Here is a 20,122-nt window from a genome sequence, read left to right as displayed (position 1 = left end):
GTGCAAGTGTTGCGAGGAGTCGCAATGGTTCGGCTTCTCGGCTAGCAATTGAGCCGTGATTTAATTCGGAGATTTGGTCGAATGCGCTTCGCTAGGGCAATCTGGAAGCTGTTGGTCGGCGTCAAGGACGTCCTCGTCCTGATCTTCATGCTGATGTTCTTCGGTCTGCTCTACACCGGGCTGTCGGCAAAGCCGACGCCGGTCTCGGACGGAGTACTTGCGCTCGATCTCAACGGCGCCGTGGTCGAACAACCTTCCAAGGCCCAGCTCTCGGAAGTCTTCGCTGGAGGCGACCGCGCCCAGGAATATCGCCTTCGCGACCTGCTCGCCGTGCTGAGGAGCGCGAAGTCCGATGACCGCGTGAAAGCGGTCGCGCTCGATCTCGACGGCTTCACCGGGGGCGGTCAGACGACCCTTACGGACTTGTCCAACGCGATCCGCGACGTCCGCCAGTCCGGCAAGCCCGTGCTCGCCTACGCGACCGGCTACACCGACGACGGTTACCAGCTCGCTTCAGCGGCATCCGAAATCTGGCTGAACCCGCTCGGCCTGGTCGGGATCACTGGCCCCGGAGGACAGCGGCTTTACTACAAGGGCCTGCTCGACAAGCTTGGCGTCAATGCGCACGTCTATCGCGTCGGCACTTACAAGGCGGCCGTAGAGCCCTTCATCCGCAACGACATGTCGCCAGAAGCGGAGCAGAACGCCCAGGCGCTCGGCAATGCACTTCTCGAAACCTGGCTCGAGGGCGTTTCCAAGAACCGGCCCAAGGCGCAGGTTGCCTCCTACATCCGCGATACCGCTGGTGCGGTGCAGGCGGCCGGCGGAGATCTCGCGAAGGCCGCACTCAACGCCGGGCTCGTCGACAAGCTGGCCGAACGTCAGGACTTCGAGAAGCGCCTCGCCCAGCTGGGCGGCGAGGACGACAACTCCCTTGGCGGATACAAGAGAATCAAGCTGGCCGATTATGCGCGCGACGCACTCAGTGAAATGAAGCGTGGCCCGATCGGAGTCGTCACCGTCGCCGGCATGATCGTCGACGGCAAGGCTTCCCCCGGAACTGCGGGCGGCGACAGCATTGCGCAGCTGATCGAAAGCGGTCTGGCCGATAACGACCTCAAAGCTCTTGTCGTGCGTGTCGACAGCCCCGGCGGCTCGGTCCTCGCGTCCGAGCGCATCCGGCAGGCGATCCTCGAAGCCAAGCGTCGCAAGCTCCCCGTCGTCGTATCGATGGGCAGCGTCGCGGCGTCGGGCGGCTACTGGGTCTCCACCCCGGCCGACTTCATCTACGCCGAGCCGTCGACCATCACCGGCTCGATCGGCGTGTTCGGGATCCTCCCAAGCTTCGAAGGCACTCGCGCCAAGCTTGGTCTCGGCGCCGACGGCATCAAGACGACCCCGCTCTCGGGTGAGCCGGACGTCTGGAACGGCCCATCACCCGAGGCGGAAGAGCTTCTGCAGACCGGTGTCGATTCCATCTACGGCCGCTTCCTCGGCATCGTCGCCCAGTCGCGGCGCAAGTCTCCCCAGGAAATCGACCGCATCGCGCAGGGCCGGGTCTGGGACGGCGGAACGGCCCACCAGATCGGACTCGTCGACGGTTTCGGGGGAATGGACGAGGCTATCGCCAAGGCCGCCCAGCTCGCAAAGCTCGGCGACGAACGCGGTGTCACCTATTTGGAGCGCCCGCCGAGCTTCAAGGAGCAGCTGCTGGAAATGCTCGCCTCGCAGGACCGCGACGAAGGCGCCTCGCCGGCTGACGGCTTCGCTTTCCTCGGCAATGGCCAACTGAGGCTTGCGGAAGCGATGGCTGACCTCCGCTCGATCCTCGCAGGGCCGAGCATCCAGGTCCGCTGCCTCGAATGCCCGTCTGTCGCTCCGGCTCGTGTCGAAAAGCGGGACGTGGGCTTCCTGGCGGCGCTGAGCGACTGGCTGTTTTGAGGCTCTCAGCCCCGACCGTTTGACGCCGCCTTCCGGCGCCGGATCGTCATGGGCAGGACAATGGTGCCGAGAACGGCCATCGCCAGCGCGACGATGCCGAAGCCGATCACGAACGGATTGTGTGTATCCTCGCGGGTCTGCGGGTCCATGATGTGGAGACCCCACATCAGGTCGTAGAAGCGCCACCAGCGGGTCCGCGTCGCCGCGACCTGGCCGGTGCTCGAGTCGACGTAGAAGCGCGTTCCGTCATCCATCTCGATCTTCCACGCGTCGATAGGGCGGCGAAGGTCGAGCGGCGGATTGTCGGCGCTCGTGCGCGTGACGAACTGCACCCTGGCCTTGCCGGTATAGCGGGCCTCGACTTCGCGCGTCGCATCGCTCGCCGAGAGCGCGGGCAAAAGCAGACCTGTCTTGGGATCTGCGATCCGCGTCTTGCCGTCGGGTAGCTTGATAACCCAGCGCGGACCGTCTGCTCTCTGCTCAAGCGTCAGCGAAGACAGCGGAACGCCGGCAACCATCGGCGGGATCGGCGTTCCTGCCAGCCTGATCGGCTCCGCTTCCCGAAGCAATCCGCTCCCACGCACATCCTCGATCGGCCGGGCGACCATGATGAGCCCGGACACCACCCACAGGAGCATAGGAATTGCGGCAACCCAGCCCAGCCAGATGTGCCAGCGCCGAAACTGGACGCGAAGTTTCACTCATTTGTCCTTCTGCTGTTAGCCGAACCGGGCGATGCATTGGCGCATGACTTCCGTCGGCGGCCCGGCCTTGACGATCTTTGCAAGCGCCTTGTGCCGCTGATCTTGCTGAGCCTTTAAGTCGGCTCCTCCCCGTTGGCGCATTCCGGCTCCGAGAACCGGGTCGAGCTTCATGCTGAGCGCATGATAGGGCGCGAGCTCATTGTCATATTCGCCACCCTCCTCGAGCGCGGAGCGAATGAAATCCGCCAGCTCGTAACATCCGAGCTGCGCCTGGAACCGATCCGCAGGAAGCTCCACCTTTCTAAGGGCGGTCGCCGGGAAGGCCGCCTTGCAAGCGGGGACGAGCTCCTGCCATTTCCCCGCGATGATCCGGCCTTGAAGCTCCGTCATCTTCTTCTGGACCGCGCTCGCGGTTTCCGTGGAGAAGCTGTCCCCGGCCGAACCCGCAAGAAGCGGATAATGAAGAATTCGCTCCATCGACTCAAAGGACAGGGGCGCTTTGACATCGGACGTCCCGGCACGAGCCTCGGCGGCACCAACCACGCCGCACGTCGCGGCCCGATCCACCGGTTGCGACGGCAACTCGAGAGTCTTCGGTCCGCATGAGGTGAGCAGAAGCGCGCCCGCCAGGAACAACCGTATCATCATGCCAATGCATTACAGGGTGATCGGCGCCCCGGCCACAGCCGAGGCTAGACTTAGATCCGGCTAGATGTGGATCGGTTTCCCGGTCACCGCCATCGCCGCTTCCTTCAGCGCTTCGCTGTGCGTCGGGTGGGCGTGGCAGGTGTAGGCTATGTCTTCTGACGTCGCGCCGAATTCCATGGCCTGCGCGGCTTGGGCGACCATCGTCCCGGCAACCGAGGCGATCATCCAAACCCCGAGCACGCGGTCCGTCTTCGCGTCGGCGATGACCTTCACGAAGCCGTCGGGCTCGTGGTTCGTCTTGGCGCGGCTGTTGGCGAGCATCGGGAACTTGCCCACCTTCACGTCGCCATGCTCGCGCGCCTGCGCTTCGGTCAGTCCCACGCCCGCGATTTCCGGCATCGTGTAAACGACGCTCGGGATCACATCGTGGTTCACGATGCCGGTCAGGCCCGCGATGTTCTCCGCGACCGCAATGCCCTCGTCCTCGGCCTTGTGCGCGAGCATCGGGCCGGGGATCACGTCGCCGATCGCCCAGACGCTTGGGACGGACGTGCGGAACTCGTGATCGGTCTCGATCTGGCCGCGCTGGTTGACTTGCAGACCTGCCTTGTCGAGCGCGAGGCCTTCAGTGTTCGGCCGGCGTCCGATCGACACCAGTACCGCGTCCGCCTCGATCGTCTCGGCTGCGCCGCCCTTGGCGGGCTCGACTGTGAGCGTGGCTTTGCCGCCGTCCACCTTCACTCCGGTGACCTTGGTGCCGAGCCGGAACTCGATGCCCTGCTTCTTGAAGATCTTGTTCGCTTCCTTGCGGACGTCGTCGTCGAAGCCGGGCAGTATCTGGTCGAGGAACTCGACACAGGTGACCTTGGCGCCGACGCGCCGCCACACGCTGCCGAGCTCCAGCCCGATCACCCCGCCGCCGATGACAACCAGGTGATCCGGGACCTTCTCCAGCTCCAGCGCGCCGGTCGACGAAACGACGATCTTCTCATCGATCTCGACGCCCGGGAGCGGAGTGACGGACGAGCCCGTGGCAATGACGATGTTCTTGGCGCGGACGGTGCGGTCGCCGACCTTGACCGTGTCGGCGCTCTCAAAGCTGGCGCGGCCCTTCAGCCATTCGACCTTGTTCTTCTTGAACAGGAATTCGATACCGCCGGTCAGGCTCTTCACTGCGTCAAGGCGCTGGGCGTGCATAGCGGGAAGGTCGAGTTCGGGCGTGACCTTGATGCCCATCTTGGCCATCGCCCCGTTCGCCGCCGCGTCGAAATATTCGGACGCGTGGAGAAGCGCCTTCGACGGGATGCAGCCGACGTTGAGGCAGGTGCCGCCGAGCGTCTCGCGGCTTTCGGCACATGCGGTCTTGAGGCCCAGCTGCGCGGCGCGGATCGCGGCAACATAACCGCCGGGGCCGGCGCCGATCACCAGCACGTCGAAGTCGAAATCAGCCATCTATTCCTCGGAAAGTTCGTGGGCGCCACTTAGGGACGCCAGGCGCTTCTGACCAGTGCCGGGTCTTCTACAGGTCGATGAGCAGGCGCGTCGGATCCTCGATCGCTTCCTTGACGCGGACGAGGAAGGTAACCGCCTCGCGGCCGTCGATCAGGCGATGGTCGTAGCTGAGCGCCAGGTACATCATCGGCTTGGCCACGATCTGGCCGTCCTTGACCACCGGCCGCTCCTCGATCCGGTGCATGCCAAGCACCGCCGACTGCGGCGGGTTGATAATCGGCGTCGACAGCAGCGAACCGAACACGCCACCGTTCGAAATGGTGAAGGTGCCGCCGGTCATGTCATCGACGGTCAGCGTGCCTTCTTTCGCCCGCTTGCCGAAGTCGGCGATCGTCTTCTCGATCTCGGCGAAGCTCATGCGGTCCGCATTGCGGACGACCGGGACGACGAGCCCCTTTGGCGCCGAGACGGCGACCGAAACGTCGAGATAGTCGTGGTAGACGATCTCATCGCCTTCGATGCTCGCGTTTACCGACGGAATGTCCTTCGCGGCGAGTGCAACCGCCTTCACGAAGAAGCCCATGAAGCCGAGCCGGATGCCGTGCTTCTTTTCGAACAAATCCTTGTAGCGAGCGCGGGCGTCGATGACCGCCGACATGTCGACGTCGTTGAACGTCGTTAGCAACGCCGCGGTGTTCTGCGCTTCCTTCAGGCGGTGCGCGATCGTCTGGCGCAGGCGCGTCATCTTCACGCGCTCTTCGCGACGCTCGCCGGCCGGCGCAGCTTTGGCTGCCGGCTGCGGCGCCGCAGCGGGTGCAGGCGTTGGTGCCTGAGCGGGAGCGCGTGCTTCCGGTTCGTGAACGGGACCGCCCGCCTTCTGCGCCTCGGCGGCGGCGAGAACGTCGTCCTTCGTCAGACGACCATCCTTGCCGGTGCCCCGGATCTTGCTCGGATCGACATGATGTTCGAGCACCGCGCGGCGAACCGCCGGGGACAACGTCGTAATCTGGTCGCCCTCGCCATTGCCATTGCCCGTCGGCTCGGGCGCATGCTCGGACCCGCGCAGCTGCGGATTCTCGCCGGCGCCCGCCGGATTGGTCGTCGCAGCCGCGGCTTCTGCGGCTGGAGCGGCCGCGGGTGCGGCTACAGAGGCAGACGCATTCTCGTCGATCCGCGCGATGGTTGCGCCGACCTCGACCGTGTCGCCCTCATTCACCAGCGTTTCCGCAAGCACGCCGGCCGTTGGCGATGGAACGTCGACGCTGACCTTGTCGGTCTCGAGAGTCGCGATCGGCTCGTCCGCGGCGACTGCTTCGCCCGGCTTCTTCAGCCACTGCGCGAGCGTGCCTTCGGTGATCGACTCTCCGAGCGCGGGAACTTTGACCTCAGTCGCCATCGATGATTCCTTTATGCCCGACGCGCCGAAGGCTGGGCCTCGGCAGGGCTGCTATGGCCGAGTGCGGCCGCAATCAAGTTTGCCTGCTCCGCCGCGTGGCGCTTGGCGAGGCCGGTCGCGGGGGAAGCCGAGGGGTCGCGGCCCGCATAAAGCGGCCGCATGCCCCTGAAACCAGTATCGGCAAGGCACTGTTCCAACAGCTCTTCGACGAAGAACCAGGCGCCGTTGTTCTTCGGCTCTTCCTGCGCCCAAACGAGCGTTTCCAGCTTGGGCATGGCCTTGAGACGCTTGACCAAAGGCTCGGACGGGAATGGATAGAGCTGCTCGATCCGGACAATCTCGGTCGTCGGGTCTCCCGCGGCGTCGCGAGCGTCGAGAAGCTCGTAGGCAAGCTTGCCCGAGCAGAGGACGAGCCGGGTCGTCTCGCCTTCTTTAGGTGGGCGAAGGTCGCTGACAATCCGGCGGAAATGGCTTTCGCCGGTGAAGTCGGCGAGGCTCGAAACCGCCAGCTTATGTCGAAGCAGCGACTTTGGCGTCATCATGATTAAAGGCTTGCGGAAATCGCGAAGCATCTGTCGACGCAGGATGTGGAAGTAGTTCGCGGGTGTCGTACAGTTGGCGACCTGCAGATTGTCTTCCGCACAGAGCTGCAAATAGCGCTCGAGGCGAGCCGAGCTGTGTTCCGGCCCCTGTCCCTCGAAGCCATGCGGCAGGAGCATGACCAGGCCGCTCGCACGCAGCCATTTGGCTTCGCCGCTGGCAATGAACTGGTCGATGATCGTCTGTGCGCCGTTCGCGAAATCGCCGAACTGCGCTTCCCAGCAAACGAGCGTGCGCGGGTCGGCAAGCGAATAGCCGTACTCGAAGCCGAGAACACCGAACTCGGACAGCGGTGAGTCGCGAACCTCAAACCGGCCGCCATCAACGTGGGTCAGCGGGATGTATTTCGCTCCCGTCTCCTGGTCGACCCAAACGGCATGCCGCTGGCTGAAGGTGCCGCGGCCGCTGTCCTGCCCCGATAGGCGGACGTTGTGGTCCTCCGCAATCAGGCTTCCAAACGCCAGCGCCTCGGCGGTCGCCCAGTCGAAACCCTCGCCGGTCTCGAACATCGCTTTCTTCGCATCGAGGATGCGCTGGAGCGTCTTGTGGATGTGCACGCCCCCGGGAACCGTAGTCAGCACATTGCCGACGCGCCGAAGCTCGTCCTCGGAAATGGCGGTAGGTGTGTTGCGCCTACCGAGGACCGGTTCGCCCGGAAGCTTGAGGCCGCTCCACCGCCCCTCGAACCAGTCCGCCTTGTTCGGAACGTAGCTGCCGGCCGCCTGGAACTCCTGCTCCAAATGATCGGTGTAGGCCTTGGTGTGCTGGTCGATCCAGCCCTGGTCGACCACGCCCTGCTCTATCAGCCGCTGGCCGTAGATTTGCGAAATCGGAGGATGATTGCGGATTTCAGCATACATCAGCGGCTGGGTGAAGCTCGGCTCGTCGCCCTCGTTGTGGCCGAAGCGGCGATAGCACCACATATCGATCACGATGTCGCGGCCGAAGGTCTGTCGGAATTCGGTCGCCAGCTTGCAGACGAAGGTCACCGCTTCCGGATCATCGCCGTTGACGTGGAGTATCGCCGCCTGGACCGACTTCGCGACGTCCGAAGGGTAAGGCGAGGAACGCGCGAACTGCGGGCTGGTGGTGAAGCCGACCTGATTGTTGATGATGAAATGGATGGTGCCGCCGGTGCCGTATCCGGGAAGGCCGGAAAAGGCGAGGCACTCGGCAACGATACCCTGCCCCGCGAACGCGGCGTCGCCATGCAGGAGGACCGGAAGCACGGTCTTGCCGTGCTTGTCCTCCCTGATGGTCATCACGGCGCGCACCTTGCCGAGCACGACCGGGTCGACCGCCTCGAGGTGCGACGGGTTCGGAAGCAGCGACAGATGCACCTTGTTGCCATCGAACTCGCGGTCCGACGAGGTGCCGAGGTGGTACTTCACGTCGCCCGACCCGCCGACGTCCGCCGGGTTGGTCGCGCCGCCCGCGAACTCGTGGAAAATCGCGCGGTACGGCTTGCCCATTACGTTGGACAGGATGTTGAGCCGGCCGCGGTGTGCCATGCCGACGTCGATCTCGGTTACGCCGTACTGGCCGCCATATTTGATGACCGCTTCAAGCGCAGGAACCGCGCTCTCGCCGCCATCGAGCCCGAATCTTTTCGTGCCGACATATTTGCGCGCGAGAAACTTTTCCCATTGCTCGGCTTCGATCACCTTGCCGAGGATCGATCGCTTGCCCTCGGGGGTGAACTGGATCTCGGCGTTCTTGCCCTCGATGCGATCCTGGATAAAGCGGCGCTCCTCCAGGTCGTTGATATGCATATATTCGACGCCGACCGTGCCGCAGTAATTCGCCTGCAGCACCTTCACGAGCTCACGCACTGTGGCGCGCTCGAAGCCTAAAGTCCCACCGATCCAGATCGGGCGGTCGAGGTCGTTCGGGCCGAAACCGTGATATTCGGGCGTCAGGTCGGCCGGCAGCTCCTGCCGGTGGAGTCCAAGCGGGTCGAGCTTCGCCGCGAGGTGGCCGCGCACTCGGTATGTGCGGATCAGCATCATCGCCCGGATCGAGTCTTCGGAAGCGCGACGCACCGCATCCGCGTCAGCCGCCGGAGCAGCAGCTACGGCCTTCTCGGTCGCTGCTTTCTTGAATGCCTCGATCGTGGCCTCAGTGGGATCCAGGCCGAGGTTAATGTCGTCCAGCTCGGACACGGGCCAGTTTGGCCGCGCCCAGCTTGGGCCCGGTTCGCGTTCGAACAGGATCGGTTTGTCATCGGACATTATGCGTATGCTGCCAGAAGCTCTTTCAGGGTCGTTCCGAGCTCAGATGGGCTGGGGCTGACGGTAATTCCAGCCGCTTCCATTGCCGCGATCTTGCTTTCCGCGTCGCCCTTCCCGCCCGAGACGATGGCCCCGGCATGGCCCATGCGACGTCCGGGAGGCGCCGTGCGGCCGGCGATGAAGCCGACGACCGGCTTCTTGCGGCCGCGCTTTGCCTCATCGGCAAGGAACTGCGCGGCGTCTTCTTCGGCGCTTCCACCGATCTCGCCGATCATTATGATCGACTTCGTCTCATCGTCAGCGAGGAACATCTCGAGCACATCGATGAACTCGGTGCCCTTCACAGGATCGCCCCCGATTCCGACGGCCGTCGACTGGCCGAGGCCCTCGTTGGTCGTCTGGAACACCGCTTCGTAGGTGAGCGTGCCCGAACGGCTGACAACGCCGACGCTGCCCTTCTTGAAGATGTTGCCCGGCATGATGCCGATCTTGCATTCACCCGGGGTCAGCACGCCAGGGCAGTTCGGGCCGATCAGCCGCGACTTCGAGCCATCGAGCGCCCGCTTCACCCGGACCATGTCGAGCACCGGAATGCCCTCGGTGATGGTGACGATCAGCGGCACCTCGGCGTCGATCGCCTCGAGGATCGAGTCCGCCGCGAATGGGGGCGGGACATAGATGACCGACGCGTCGGCACCGGTCTTCTGGACCGCCTCCCTCACGGTATCGAACACCGGCAGGCCGAGATGCTCGGACCCACCCTTACCCGGGGTGACGCCGCCAACCATCTGAGTGCCATAATCGAGCGCCTGACGCGTGTGGAACGTGCCGGTTTCGCCCGTCATCCCCTGAGTGATGACCTTCGTATTGCGATCGACAAGAATGCTCATTGGGTACGCGGGACCTCCGCCTGATTATCTCTTAGCCAATTGACCTGCAGGATCGTGTACCCGCCGGCCCGTGTTGCGAGCGCCCTGTAGCCCGCTGTTTCGTCCAGCCACTCGACCGACTTGTACGAGCCCGCCGATGGCGCTCCGCCGCGAAGCCGCGTCTCCACGGCCGCCGAAGCTGGCCTGAGGACGAGGTTCTGCGAGGCAACTCCACAAATCCTGGGGCTGTATCCGCGTTCCGTGAAGCTCAGCGAATATAGATAGGCATCGTCCGACCCGTTGATTTTCCAGACCTGGGCCGCGATGGGCTTGCCGAGGCGGCTGCGCAGTTCATTCGGGAGCGCAGAATAGTCGATCCGAGTGACTGAGCCATCCGCCGCCCGTGCGCTGCCGTCGAGACAGGCTGAAATGAACAGGTTCGGAAGCTGGTCGGGCGTGACGAGAGCCTGGGCCGCTGCGGTGTTCGATAGAGCGACAGCTGCAAGTGAAATCATCATCTTGGACCTCCCTCTACATACTTGGGACGGCCTGTATCTCCGCCCAAACCCACCAAATTGAAACGGCTTTCGACCTACGCAGCCCTTATTTCGCCCGGAGACGAGGATGCCTGTCCCTACGCGAGGCTCTCGTCGATCCCCTTACAGGCAACCAGCAGTTCCTTCACTGCATCGACGCTGACCTGGAGATTCTTCTTCGCCTCGTCGTCGAGAGCGATCTCGATGATCTCCTCGGCGCCATTGGCACCGATCACCACCGGCACGCCGACGTAGAGACCGTCGAGCCCATACTTCCCCTCGACATAGACGGCGCACGGCAGGATGCGCTTCTGGTCGCCGAGATAGGCCTCGGCCATCGCGATCGCGCTGGTCGCCGGAGCGTAATAAGCCGAGCCGGTCTTCAGCAGCGCGACGATCTCGCCGCCGCCGCCGCGGGTGCGCTTGACGATCTCGTCGATGCGCTCCTTGGTCGATCTGCCCATCTTGACCAAATCGTCGAGGGGAATGCCGCTGATCGTCGTGTAGCTGGTGACCGGGACCATCGTGTCGCCGTGGCCGCCCAGGACGAAAGCGTTGACGTCGCGAACACTGACACCGAATTCCTGCGCCAGGAAGGTCGCGAAGCGCGCGCTGTCGAGGACACCGGCCATTCCGACCACCCTGTTGTGCGGAAGGCCCGAGAATTCGCGCAGCGCCCAGACCATCGCGTCGAGCGGGTTGGTAATGCAGATGACGAAAGCGTTCGGGCAATGCTCCTTGATGCCCGCGCCGACCGCCTTCATCACCTTGAGATTGATGCCGAGCAGGTCGTCGCGGCTCATCCCCGGTTTGCGCGGGACGCCGGCCGTGACGATGACCACGTCCGCGCCGGCAATGTCTGCATAATCGTTGGTCCCAGTGAGCTTCGCGTCGAAGCCATCGATCGGCCCGCACTGGCTGAGATCCAGCGCCTTGCCCTGAGGAATGCCCTCGGCGATGTCGAACAGGATTATGTCCCCGAGCTCGCGCATGGCCGCGAGGTGAGCGAGCGTTCCGCCGATCATTCCGGCGCCAATGAGGGCGATCTTCTTGCGGGCCATTAAGCTGCTGCTTTCCTTCTGATGTCGCTTGGCGCCGAGGACCGGCGCGGTGAATTGGCGGCGCTCTAGACCGCTGGCGGGAGTCGGGCAACCGGTGGCCGCAGCGCCAATTGCTGACGCCTTGCTAACCTCTAACGGTCAGGCGTTGTTTAGGTAACATGGGTTAGAAGGACACCATGGGAAGGTATATCTTGGTCGCGAGCATCGCGATGATCGCCTGCGCCGGCATGGCTAGCGCCAAGCCGGAGCACGCTGGACATGGCAAGAACAGGCCCGGCAACGTCACTGATCAGGGCCCGGTCGGCTACGGAATCGGAGGCTGCCCGCCGGGCCTTCGGAGCAAGAATCCGGAATGCATGCCACCCGGACAGTACAAGAAGCAGTTCGAGGTAGGGCAGCGCGTTCCGAAGGGCTATGACGGCCTTCGCAGCTATAACTCGCTGCCGTACGAGATGAGGATGCGCTACGGCGGCGCCCTCGATCCGCAGGCGCGCTACATCTACGACCAGAATTACCTCTATCGGGTCGATCCGGCGACGATGGTCGTCCGTCAGATCCTGCGCTCGATCCTCTAGGGTAGGGCTAAAATGTGGTGGAAGATCCCTCCGCGTTGTCCTCAGAGACCGCGCTGTCGTCGACATTTTCCAGACTGGCGGGTGCCTGATCCAGCAGATTGGCGGCGTCGTCGAGCTGACGGTTTTCCTCAGCCGTGGGGACGGCCTGATCGCGGCTGCAGGCTATAAGGCACAGCAGCACGGCGGCAAGACAGGCTAGCTTCGACATTTCACCCAGGTAGCACTGCCATCAAGTCGCAAAAAAGGGCCGCGCAGCGAAGCCGCGCGACCCTCCCTCAACTCAGAAACGCTTAGTTGGCTGCGTTCGAAGCCGCGTTGCTGACGGCGTCAGCAGCGTTGTCGACCGCGGCGCCGGCGTTGTCGATCGCGTTGCCGGCTGCGTCGAGCGCGTTGTCGGCAGCGTTACCGGCGTCGGTGGTCGCCGCATTGACGTCCTCGTTCGCCGCATTCTCGACGTTCGCTTCGTTACCGGCAGCATTTTCCTCGGTCTTGGCTTGGCACGCGGCCAGGCCGAGCGCGAGGACCGCAACGGTCACTGCAATCTTCTTCATGATCGTTCCACTCCCAGTTGGACCCTAAGCCGGGTCCGGGCTCGGCCTACCGATGATCGTCAGGCCAGCGCGGGCCATTACAGGCGGCTCCGAACCCGCGCAATCGTGAAATGAGGTGAATTTTACAACGCAGCGACCGGCGTTTACGTTGACATATAAAGTTTTCTTTATATCACCCCAAACATGGAAGCGCAGCCGCTCGCAGACCTGTTACAGGCCCTCGCCGACCCGACGCGGCTGCGGATTCTCGCACTTTTGCGCCGAATGGAACTTTCGGTCGGCGAGCTTGCGATCATCCTGGATCAAAGTCAGCCGCGTGTTTCACGCCACGTTCGCATCCTCGCCGATGCGGGAATCGTGGAGCGCCGCCGCGAAGGTAGCTGGGTATTCCTGACCATCGCGCCCGAGGAGCGGACCGATCCAATGTTCGCCCTCGTAGACGCCTGGGCCGACGCCCCGAGCGAGGAGGCATTCCAGTCGGATGCGTCTAAGCTCGACCGTATCCGCACCGACCGCGCCGAGGCCGCGGGCCGCTACTTCAGCTCTCACGCCGACACCTGGGACTCGATCCGGTCCCTCCACGTCGCAGAAAGCGAAGTCGAAGAGGCGATCGGGCGCGCCCTGGGCGACCAGCCGCTCGGCCGCCTCGTCGACATCGGCACCGGCACCGGCCGGATGATCGAGCTGTTCGGGCGCAGCGCACTCCAGTCGGTTGGCATCGACCGTTCATCGGAAATGCTCCGGCTGGCGCGAGTGAAGCTCGAAGCGGCAGGCATCCCGTCCAGCCTCCGCCAAGGCGATATGTACGCGCTCCCGCTAGATGACTGCAGCGCCGACACGGTCATCATCCACCAGGTGCTGCACTATGCGCACTCGCCGGCTGCAGCGATCGACGAGGCGTCTCGCGTGCTGGCCCCCGGCGGCCGCCTACTGATCGTTGATTTCGCCGCTCATGAGCGCGAAGAATTGCGGACCACGGACGCGCACATTCGTCTCGGCTTCGACGACCAGACCATGGCCACGTGGTTCAAGGCTGCGGGCATCTCCGTCGAACAGGTCGAGCACCTCGAGGGCGGCGAACTGACCGTCACCCTCTGGCTCGGCGCCAAGGCCGGCGTGCGCCAACGCCAGCGGAGGGCCGCATGAACCGCCATCTGCCCGATGAAGTCGGCGGCAAGCCTTTGTTCTCCGAAGCTCGGGGCGACATCCAGGTTAGCTTCGAGTTCTTTCCGCCGAAGACTGAGAAGATGGCCGAGACCCTTTGGGATTCGGTGCAAACTCTCGCACCGCTTCACCCGCGCTTTGTATCGGTGACCTACGGGGCCGGCGGATCGACCCGTGAGCGCACGCACCAGACGGTCGAGCGCATCCTCAAAGAAACCGACCTGACCCCGGCCGCGCACCTCACCTGCGTCGCCGCGAGCAAAGCCGAGATCGACGAGATCGCCCGCGACTATTGGGACCTCGGCGTACGTAACATCGTCGCCCTGCGCGGCGACCCGCCCGAAGCCGGTACGAAGTACCAGCCGCATCCCGAAGGCTATCGCGACGCCTGCGAGCTGGTCGCTGGTTTGAAGGCGGTCGCGCCGTTCGACATCTCGGTGGCGGCCTATCCGGAGATCCACCCGGATTCTCGTGACCGGACATTCGACCTCGAAAACCTGAAGAAGAAGGTCGACGCGGGCGCGGATCGAGCGATCACGCAATTCTTCTTTTCCGCAGACTGCTTCTTCCGCTTCCGCGACGAAGCCGCTGCTGCCGGCATCGACGTCGAGATCGTTCCGGGAATCCTGCCCGTCTCGAACGTCGCCACGACCCGCCGCTTCGCAGCAAGCTGCGGCGCGGCGATCCCCAAATGGCTGGACGACCTGTTCGAAGGCCTCGACGACCTTCCAGCAGCACGCCAGCTGATCGCCGCGACCGTCGCTGCGGAGCTGTGTGGACAGCTCTACGCGGGCGGCGTTCGCCACTTCCATTTCTACACTTTGAACCGGGCGGAGCTTTCCTATGCGATCTGCCACCTGCTCGGCGTGAGGGCACAGGCATGAGCGCTTCCCAGACACTCCGAGCCGAAGCCGCCAAGCGCATCCTGATCAAGGATGGTCCCTACGGCACCGGTATCCAGGGCGAGAGATTGTCCGCGGAGGCCTATTGCGCAGGCCTCGACCTGATGAAGGACCAGAAGGGCAATAACGACCTTCTGAACATCACCCAGTCGCAAATCGTCCGCGCCATTTGCGAGCGGTTTGCTGACTCTGGCGCTGAGATCCTCGCCACCAACACCTTCAACGCCAACCGCATCAGCCAGGCCGACTATGCTGCCGAGCATTTGGTCGGCGACATCAATCGCAAGTCGGCCCTGATCATGCGCGAAGTTGCTGACCGCTACACGGCCAAGGACGGTCGCCCACGCTGGGTCGCCGGAGCGCTCGGCCCGACCAACAAGACGCTGTCGCTGTCGCCGGACGTCAACGACCCCGCCTATCGCGAAGTCGACTTCGACACGGTGAAGCATGTCTATCGCGAGCAGATCGACGCGCTTGTGGAGGGGGGAGTCGATTTCATCCTCGTCGAGACCGTGTTCGATACGCTCAATGCCAAGGCCGCAATCATGGCGACGCTCGAAGCCGAGCAGGCGCTCGGTCGCGAGCTCCCGCTGATGGTCTCGATGACCCTCACCGACCTCAGCGGCCGCAATCTCTCAGGCCACACGGTCGAAGCCTTCTGGGCCACCGTCCGCCACGCCAAGCCGGTGACGATCGGCCTAAATTGCTCGTTTGGCGCCTCGCAGATTCGCCCGCACCTGGTCGCGCTGAACACGCTCGCCGACACGTTGATCATGGCCTACCCGAACGCCGGCCTTCCCAACGACCTCGGCGAATATGACGAAGCCGCGTCCGAAACCGCCGCCCAGGTCAGCGAGTGGTTCGACGCCGGTCTCGTCAACATCGTCGGCGGCTGCTGCGGCACCACGCCCGCCCACATCGCCGCGATCGCCCAGGCCGCGCAGGGCCGCGCTCCCCGGCAAGTGCCGACCGCTGCCCGCCAAACCCTCCTCGCTGGACTCGAACCGATGGTGATTGCTGCCTGACATGGAAGTTTCGAAGGTAAATCAGGCAGGCGCGGGCGCGCGCTTCGTAAACGTAGGCGAGCGGACCAACGTCACCGGTTCGGCCAAGTTCAAGAAGCTGATCCTCGCGGGCGATTACGACGCCGCGGTCGAGGTGGCTCGCGACCAGGTCGAGAACGGCGCGCAGATTATCGACGTCAACATGGACGAGGCTTTGCTCGATTCAGAGCAGGCGATGACCATTTTCCTGAAGCGCATCGCCGCCGAGCCGGACATCGCCCGCGTTCCGGTGATGATCGACAGCTCCAAGTGGAGCGTAATCGAGGCGGGGCTCAAGTGCGTGTCGGGCAAGCCGATCGTCAATTCGATCAGCATGAAGGAAGGCGAAGCGCCGTTCCTTGAACTCGCCCGCAAGTGCCGCGCTTATGGTGCTGCGGTCGTCGTCATGGCGTTCGACGAAGTCGGGCAAGCCGACACTGCCGAACGCAAGATCGAGATTTGCGAGCGCGCCTACAAATTGCTCACAGCCGACGGGTTCGAGCCGCAGGACATCATCTTCGACCCGAACGTCTTCGCAATCGCGACCGGCATCGACGAGCACCGCCGCTACGCAATCGACTTCATCGAAGCGACGGCCGAGATCCGCCGCCGCTGTCCGGGCGTCCATATCTCGGGCGGCCTGTCGAACCTCAGCTTCTCGTTCCGCGGCAATGAGCCCGTTCGCCGCGCGATGCACAGCGTCTTCCTCTACCACGCCATCCCGGCGGGGATGGACATGGGCATCGTCAACGCCGGTCAGCTCGAAGTCTATGACCAGATCGATCCCGAACTCCGCGATGCAGTCGAGGACGTCATCCTCGACCGCAACGAAGACGCGACCGAGACGCTGATCACGCTCGCCGAACGCTACAAGGGAACCGACGCCGCCGAGGAAAAGAAGCTCGCGGAATGGCGCAGCCTGCCGGTGACCGAGCGCCTGTCCTACGCACTCGTGAAAGGCATCGACGCCCACATCGTAGAGGACACCGAGGAAGCTCGCCTGGTGGCGGAGCGTCCGATCCACGTCATCGAAGGCCCGCTGATGGACGGCATGAACGTCGTCGGCGACCTGTTCGGGTCCGGCAAGATGTTCCTGCCTCAGGTCGTGAAGTCCGCCCGCGTGATGAAGAAGGCCGTTGCCCACCTCATCCCGTTCATCGAGGCGGAAAAGGAAAAGACCGGTGCCACGCAGGGCAAGGGCCGCATCGTGATGGCGACCGTGAAGGGCGACGTTCACGACATCGGCAAGAATATCGTCGGTGTCGTCCTGCAGTGTAACGGCTTCGAGGTCATCGACCTCGGCGTGATGGTCCCGTGGCAGACGATCCTCGAGTGCGCCAACGACAACGACGCGGACATGATCGGCCTTTCCGGCCTGATCACCCCGTCGCTGGATGAGATGGTGACCGTCGCGGGAGAGATGCAACGCCTCGGCCTCAAGACCCCGCTGTTGATCGGCGGAGCGACGACCAGCAAGGCACATACGGCCCTTCGTATCGACCCCGCCTACGAAGGCCCGGTCATCCACGTTCTCGACGCCAGCCGTGCAGTCGGTGTCGCGTCGTCGCTGGTGTCCGACACGCAGTGCGAGCCGCTCCTGGCCAAAACCGCCGAAGAATATGAGGCCCTCCGCATCGCCCGCGCACGCAGTGGTCAGAGCGAGCTCGCAAGCATTGCAGACGCCCGCGCCAATGGCTTTGCCTACGATCCGTCCGGCCAGGCACCTGCGCCGGTTCGCCCCGGATTACATCAGATCGGCGAATGGCCACTTCGAGATTTGAAGGCCTCGATCGATTGGACGCCCTTCTTCCGCGCTTGGGAGCTTGGCGGAAATTACCCCGCAATCCTCGACGACGAAGTGGTCGGCGAAAGCGCCCGCAGCCTTTTCAACGACGCCCAGGCGATGCTGGACAAGATCATTGCGGAGCGCTGGGTGACGCCGAAAGCGACCGTCGGCCTGTGGCGCTGCAAGCGTGAGGGCGACGACGTGCTCGTCCTCGCCGGAAACGACTGGACCCGTCTGCCCTTCCTTCGCCAGCAGGTGAAAAAACGCGAGGGCCGGCCCAACATGAGCCTGGCCGACTTCATCAATCCCGAGGGCGAGGACTGGATCGGCGGCTTCGCGGTGGGAATCCACGGCCTTGAACCGCACCTCGCGCGGTTCAAGGTCGAGAACGACGATTATTCCGACATTTTGCTCAAAGCTCTGTCCGACCGCCTTGCGGAAAGCTTTGCCGAAGTGCTGCACGCCGAAGTCCGCAATCGTTTGTGGGGTTATGCGGACGAGCATTTCTCCAACGAACAGCTAATTCGCGAGAAGTATCAGGGCATTCGCCCGGCGCCGGGCTATCCCGCCTGCCCGGATCACAGCCTCAAGCCGATCCTGTTCGAAATGCTCGGCGGCCATCCCGGGGAGGTCACCCTCACCGAGAATTTCGCGATGCTTCCGACCTCGGCCGTTTCCGGATTCTACTTCGGACACCGCGACAGCCAGTATTTCGGCGTCGCCCGCATCGACGAGGATCAGCTGACGGAATATGCCGGCCGCCGCGGCGTCGATCTCGACTGCGCGCGGCGCTGGCTGAGACCGAACCTCGACTGATGCCCGTCGGCACGGCTAGGGCCGCGCCATGGATGTCGCCGTGAGCAACGCAATGGAGTCGCCCGCTCGCGACTGGAGCGATGAGCTTCGCGCAACACTGGCGCTCGCCTGGCCGCTGATCCTCGCCAACCTGACAATGCAGCTCATTCAGGCGACCGACGTGGTCCTGCTCGGCTGGCTCGGTCCCAAGGAACTCGCGGCCGCCGCACTGGCTCTAAGTCTGTCGTTTGGGATGATCCTATTCGCGTTCGGCGTGCTGACAGGCACCTCGCCGATGATGGCTTCCGCTCTTGGCAGTCGGTTCAATTCCGTCCGGGACGTCCGTCGTACCTTCCGCCAGGGACTTTGGGCGGCCGCGATGATGTCGATCCCGACGCTGATAGTCCTGTGGAACGCCGAGAGGGTCATTCTCTTCTTCGGCCAGGATTCTGAGCTCGCCCGCCTCGCGGGCTGGTTCCTGCGCGGCTACATGTGGGTCATTCCGCCCTGGATGCTGTTCCAGGTCATGCGCAACTTCCTCTCAGCACTGGAGCGGCCCGGCTGGGTGCTGGTGATCAGCACGCTCGGAATCCCACTCAATGCGATCGTCAGTTGGTCGCTGATCTTCGGGCATCTTGGCATGCCCAAGCTCGGGCTTATCGGCGGAGGCGTCGGCAGCTCGATCGTCTGGGCTGCGATGGCGCTGGCGCTGGCGCTTGTCATCCTGACCGACCGGCAGTTTCGCCGCTTCCACCTGTTCGGCCGCTTCTGGAGACCCGACTGGCCGCGATTCCGCCAATTGTTCAAGCTCGGCGGTCCGATCGGACTGACCATGGGCCTTGAAGGCGGAATCTTCAGCGCCGCGGCTTATTTGATGGGAATCTTCGGAGCACCCTCGGTCGCTGCTCACCAGATCGCGCTGCAGATCGCGGCGACGGCCTTTATGGTCCCGCTTGCGCTCGGCCAGGCAACTACTGTTCGTGTCGGCCTCGCTTATGGCAGGCAAGACCGCAAGGGCATCGGCCTTGCGGGCTGGACCTCGTTCGGTCTCAGCACCGCGTTCATGACTTTCACGGCCGTGGTGATGTTCACCTTTCCGCATCAGCTCATCACTTTGTTTCTCGCGGATACTCCGGAGAACGCCACCGTGATCGCGCTCGGCGTCTCCTTCCTGCGCATCGCGGCGCTGTTCCAGATCGTCGACGGCTGGCAGGTCGTCGGCGCCGGAATGCTGCGCGGCCTCCACGACACCCGCGTGCCGATGGTCTTCGCTCTCTTCGGCTATTGGGCGATTGGGCTGGGCGTCGGCGTCGGTCTTGCATTCGTAATGGAATGGCGAGGGGTCGGCATCTGGACCGGGCTCGCCGCGGGTCTCGGGGTTGTCGCGGTGCTGATGCTATGGCGATGGAGTCGCCGCGACAGGTTGGGCCTACTTCCAGCCGGCGCGTAAATTCTCTCCGCCCCGGGGTGTTGACGCTCAGGAAAGCCAGACCCATATGCCCGCTATCGCTGGCACTCTCCTTGCGGGAGTGCCAACGCACATGTTCAACAAGAGAGACAAGGGGCTCACAATGGGTTTCAGGCCGCTTCACGACCGCGTTCTCGTCCGCCGCATCGAGGCTGATGAGAAGACGACGGGCGGAATCATCATTCCCGACACCGCCAAGGAAAAGCCGCAGGAAGGCGAAGTCATCTCCGTCGGCACCGGCGCTCGCAGCGACGAAGGCAAGGTCACGCCGCTCGACGTCAAGGCTGGCGACAAGATCCTGTTCGGCAAGTGGTCGGGCACCGAGGTCAAGATCGACGGTGAAGACCTGATCATCATGAAGGAAAGCGACATCCTCGGGATCGTCGGCTGACCCTTCGTC

General features: G+C 63.9%; 18 protein-coding genes. 8 read left to right on the top strand and 10 right to left on the bottom strand.

Going from position 1 to position 20,122, the window contains the following annotated elements; translation table 11 throughout:
• Window positions 1-81 precede the first annotated feature (81 nt).
• Window positions 82-1,941, top strand: coding sequence for a signal peptide peptidase SppA (gene sppA, locus ACMC5O_RS01530; RefSeq protein WP_187707993.1), 1,860 nt, complete (start codon window positions 82-84; stop codon window positions 1,939-1,941).
• Between the two features lie 5 nt (window positions 1,942-1,946).
• On the opposite strand, the gene ACMC5O_RS01525 is transcribed toward sppA, so the two are convergent.
• The 8 genes from ACMC5O_RS01525 to mdh form a co-directional block, all read right to left on the bottom strand.
• Complete coding sequence (locus ACMC5O_RS01525) at window positions 1,947-2,642, bottom strand: PepSY domain-containing protein (RefSeq protein ID WP_187707994.1); 696 nt, start codon at window positions 2,640-2,642, stop codon at window positions 1,947-1,949.
• Between the two features lie 18 nt (window positions 2,643-2,660).
• Window positions 2,661-3,293, bottom strand: coding sequence for a hypothetical protein (locus ACMC5O_RS01520; protein ID WP_187707995.1), 633 nt, complete (start codon window positions 3,291-3,293; stop codon window positions 2,661-2,663).
• A gap of 60 nt (window positions 3,294-3,353) precedes the next feature.
• Window positions 3,354-4,745 (bottom strand): dihydrolipoyl dehydrogenase, encoded by a 1,392-nt coding sequence (gene lpdA / locus ACMC5O_RS01515; protein WP_187707996.1) that lies wholly within the window; start codon window positions 4,743-4,745, stop codon window positions 3,354-3,356.
• 67 nt (window positions 4,746-4,812) lie between these two features.
• Complete coding sequence (odhB, locus tag ACMC5O_RS01510) at window positions 4,813-6,141, bottom strand: 2-oxoglutarate dehydrogenase complex dihydrolipoyllysine-residue succinyltransferase (protein ID WP_187707997.1); 1,329 nt, start codon at window positions 6,139-6,141, stop codon at window positions 4,813-4,815.
• An 11-nt stretch (window positions 6,142-6,152) separates the two neighbouring features.
• Window positions 6,153-8,972 carry a 2-oxoglutarate dehydrogenase E1 component gene (locus ACMC5O_RS01505; RefSeq protein WP_426693141.1) on the bottom strand — a complete coding sequence of 940 codons (2,820 nt, stop codon included), beginning with the start codon at window positions 8,970-8,972 and terminating at the stop codon, window positions 6,153-6,155.
• Entirely contained in the window at window positions 8,972-9,862 is an 891-nt protein-coding gene (sucD, locus tag ACMC5O_RS01500) for a succinate--CoA ligase subunit alpha (RefSeq protein WP_187707998.1), read from the bottom strand. The genes ACMC5O_RS01505 and sucD overlap by 1 nt, the downstream gene beginning before the upstream one ends.
• Window positions 9,859-10,359: a hypothetical protein gene (locus tag ACMC5O_RS01495; protein WP_187707999.1), complete on the bottom strand. Its 501-nt coding sequence runs from the start codon at window positions 10,357-10,359 to the stop codon at window positions 9,859-9,861. The genes sucD and ACMC5O_RS01495 overlap by 4 nt, the downstream gene beginning before the upstream one ends.
• A 116-nt stretch (window positions 10,360-10,475) precedes the next feature.
• Window positions 10,476-11,438 carry a malate dehydrogenase gene (gene mdh, locus ACMC5O_RS01490; protein ID WP_187708000.1) on the bottom strand — a complete coding sequence of 321 codons (963 nt, stop codon included), beginning with the start codon at window positions 11,436-11,438 and terminating at the stop codon, window positions 10,476-10,478.
• Window positions 11,439-11,614: 176 nt separating this feature from the next.
• On the opposite strand from mdh, the gene ACMC5O_RS01485 reads away from it, so the two are divergent.
• The gene (locus ACMC5O_RS01485; RefSeq protein ID WP_187708001.1) at window positions 11,615-12,013 is read left to right on the top strand and encodes a hypothetical protein; all 399 of its coding nucleotides are present in this window, start codon (window positions 11,615-11,617) and stop codon (window positions 12,011-12,013) included.
• A 7-nt stretch (window positions 12,014-12,020) separates the two neighbouring features.
• Here the strand turns inward: ACMC5O_RS01485 and ACMC5O_RS01480 are convergent, their stop codons facing one another.
• Entirely contained in the window at window positions 12,021-12,221 is a 201-nt protein-coding gene (locus ACMC5O_RS01480; protein WP_187708002.1) for a hypothetical protein, read from the bottom strand.
• Between the two features lie 82 nt (window positions 12,222-12,303).
• Window positions 12,304-12,564 carry a circumsporozoite protein gene (locus tag ACMC5O_RS01475; RefSeq protein ID WP_343070181.1) on the bottom strand — a complete coding sequence of 87 codons (261 nt, stop codon included), beginning with the start codon at window positions 12,562-12,564 and terminating at the stop codon, window positions 12,304-12,306.
• Between the two features lie 183 nt (window positions 12,565-12,747).
• Between ACMC5O_RS01475 and ACMC5O_RS01470 the strand changes: the two genes are divergently transcribed.
• The 6 genes from ACMC5O_RS01470 (at window position 12,748) to groES (ending at window position 20,113) form a co-directional block, all read left to right on the top strand.
• Window positions 12,748-13,710, top strand: coding sequence for a metalloregulator ArsR/SmtB family transcription factor (locus ACMC5O_RS01470; RefSeq protein ID WP_187708003.1), 963 nt, complete (start codon window positions 12,748-12,750; stop codon window positions 13,708-13,710).
• Entirely contained in the window at window positions 13,707-14,612 is a 906-nt protein-coding gene (gene metF / locus ACMC5O_RS01465) for a methylenetetrahydrofolate reductase (RefSeq protein WP_187708004.1), read from the top strand. The genes ACMC5O_RS01470 and metF overlap by 4 nt, the downstream gene beginning before the upstream one ends.
• The gene (locus tag ACMC5O_RS01460; protein ID WP_187708005.1) at window positions 14,609-15,655 is read left to right on the top strand and encodes a homocysteine S-methyltransferase family protein; all 1,047 of its coding nucleotides are present in this window, start codon (window positions 14,609-14,611) and stop codon (window positions 15,653-15,655) included. The genes metF and ACMC5O_RS01460 overlap by 4 nt, the downstream gene beginning before the upstream one ends.
• A 1-nt stretch (window position 15,656) precedes the next feature.
• A complete protein-coding gene (metH, locus tag ACMC5O_RS01455; RefSeq protein WP_426693140.1) occupies window positions 15,657-18,275 on the top strand; it encodes a methionine synthase in 2,619 nt (872 codons plus the stop codon).
• Between the two features lie 28 nt (window positions 18,276-18,303).
• Window positions 18,304-19,704, top strand: coding sequence for an MATE family efflux transporter (locus tag ACMC5O_RS01450; protein WP_187708006.1), 1,401 nt, complete (start codon window positions 18,304-18,306; stop codon window positions 19,702-19,704).
• Window positions 19,705-19,825: 121 nt separating this feature from the next.
• Window positions 19,826-20,113 (top strand): co-chaperone GroES, encoded by a 288-nt coding sequence (groES, locus tag ACMC5O_RS01445; RefSeq protein ID WP_187708007.1) that lies wholly within the window; start codon window positions 19,826-19,828, stop codon window positions 20,111-20,113.
• Window positions 20,114-20,122: the final 9 nt, after the last annotated feature.

The organism is Sphingomonas sediminicola (assembly GCF_049991885.1).
Taxonomy (GTDB): Bacteria; Pseudomonadota; Alphaproteobacteria; order Sphingomonadales; family Sphingomonadaceae; genus Sphingomicrobium; species Sphingomicrobium sediminicola.
This window is presented reverse-complemented; position numbering and strand designations above follow the sequence as displayed.

What these genes read in the sequence shown, in the direction of transcription:
- sppA (WP_187707993.1), top strand. Translation starts at nt 82, where the DNA reads ATGCGCTTCGCTAGGGCAATCTGGAAGCTGTTGGTCGGCGTCAAGGAC.
- ACMC5O_RS01520 (WP_187707995.1), bottom strand. Translation starts at nt 3,293, where the DNA reads ATGATGATACGGTTGTTCCTGGCGGGCGCGCTTCTGCTCACCTCATGC.
- lpdA (WP_187707996.1), bottom strand. Translation starts at nt 4,745, where the DNA reads ATGGCTGATTTCGACTTCGACGTGCTGGTGATCGGCGCCGGCCCCGGC.
- odhB (WP_187707997.1), bottom strand. Translation starts at nt 6,141, where the DNA reads ATGGCGACTGAGGTCAAAGTTCCCGCGCTCGGAGAGTCGATCACCGAA.
- ACMC5O_RS01505 (WP_426693141.1), bottom strand. Translation starts at nt 8,972, where the DNA reads ATGTCCGATGACAAACCGATCCTGTTCGAACGCGAACCGGGCCCAAGC.
- sucD (WP_187707998.1), bottom strand. Translation starts at nt 9,862, where the DNA reads ATGAGCATTCTTGTCGATCGCAATACGAAGGTCATCACTCAGGGGATG.
- ACMC5O_RS01495 (WP_187707999.1), bottom strand. Translation starts at nt 10,359, where the DNA reads ATGATGATTTCACTTGCAGCTGTCGCTCTATCGAACACCGCAGCGGCC.
- mdh (WP_187708000.1), bottom strand. Translation starts at nt 11,438, where the DNA reads ATGGCCCGCAAGAAGATCGCCCTCATTGGCGCCGGAATGATCGGCGGA.
- ACMC5O_RS01485 (WP_187708001.1), top strand. Translation starts at nt 11,615, where the DNA reads ATGGGAAGGTATATCTTGGTCGCGAGCATCGCGATGATCGCCTGCGCC.
- ACMC5O_RS01480 (WP_187708002.1), bottom strand. Translation starts at nt 12,221, where the DNA reads ATGTCGAAGCTAGCCTGTCTTGCCGCCGTGCTGCTGTGCCTTATAGCC.
- ACMC5O_RS01475 (WP_343070181.1), bottom strand. Translation starts at nt 12,564, where the DNA reads ATGAAGAAGATTGCAGTGACCGTTGCGGTCCTCGCGCTCGGCCTGGCC.
- ACMC5O_RS01470 (WP_187708003.1), top strand. Translation starts at nt 12,748, where the DNA reads ATGGAAGCGCAGCCGCTCGCAGACCTGTTACAGGCCCTCGCCGACCCG.
- metF (WP_187708004.1), top strand. Translation starts at nt 13,707, where the DNA reads ATGAACCGCCATCTGCCCGATGAAGTCGGCGGCAAGCCTTTGTTCTCC.
- ACMC5O_RS01460 (WP_187708005.1), top strand. Translation starts at nt 14,609, where the DNA reads ATGAGCGCTTCCCAGACACTCCGAGCCGAAGCCGCCAAGCGCATCCTG.
- metH (WP_426693140.1), top strand. Translation starts at nt 15,657, where the DNA reads ATGGAAGTTTCGAAGGTAAATCAGGCAGGCGCGGGCGCGCGCTTCGTA.
- ACMC5O_RS01450 (WP_187708006.1), top strand. Translation starts at nt 18,304, where the DNA reads ATGGATGTCGCCGTGAGCAACGCAATGGAGTCGCCCGCTCGCGACTGG.
- groES (WP_187708007.1), top strand. Translation starts at nt 19,826, where the DNA reads ATGGGTTTCAGGCCGCTTCACGACCGCGTTCTCGTCCGCCGCATCGAG.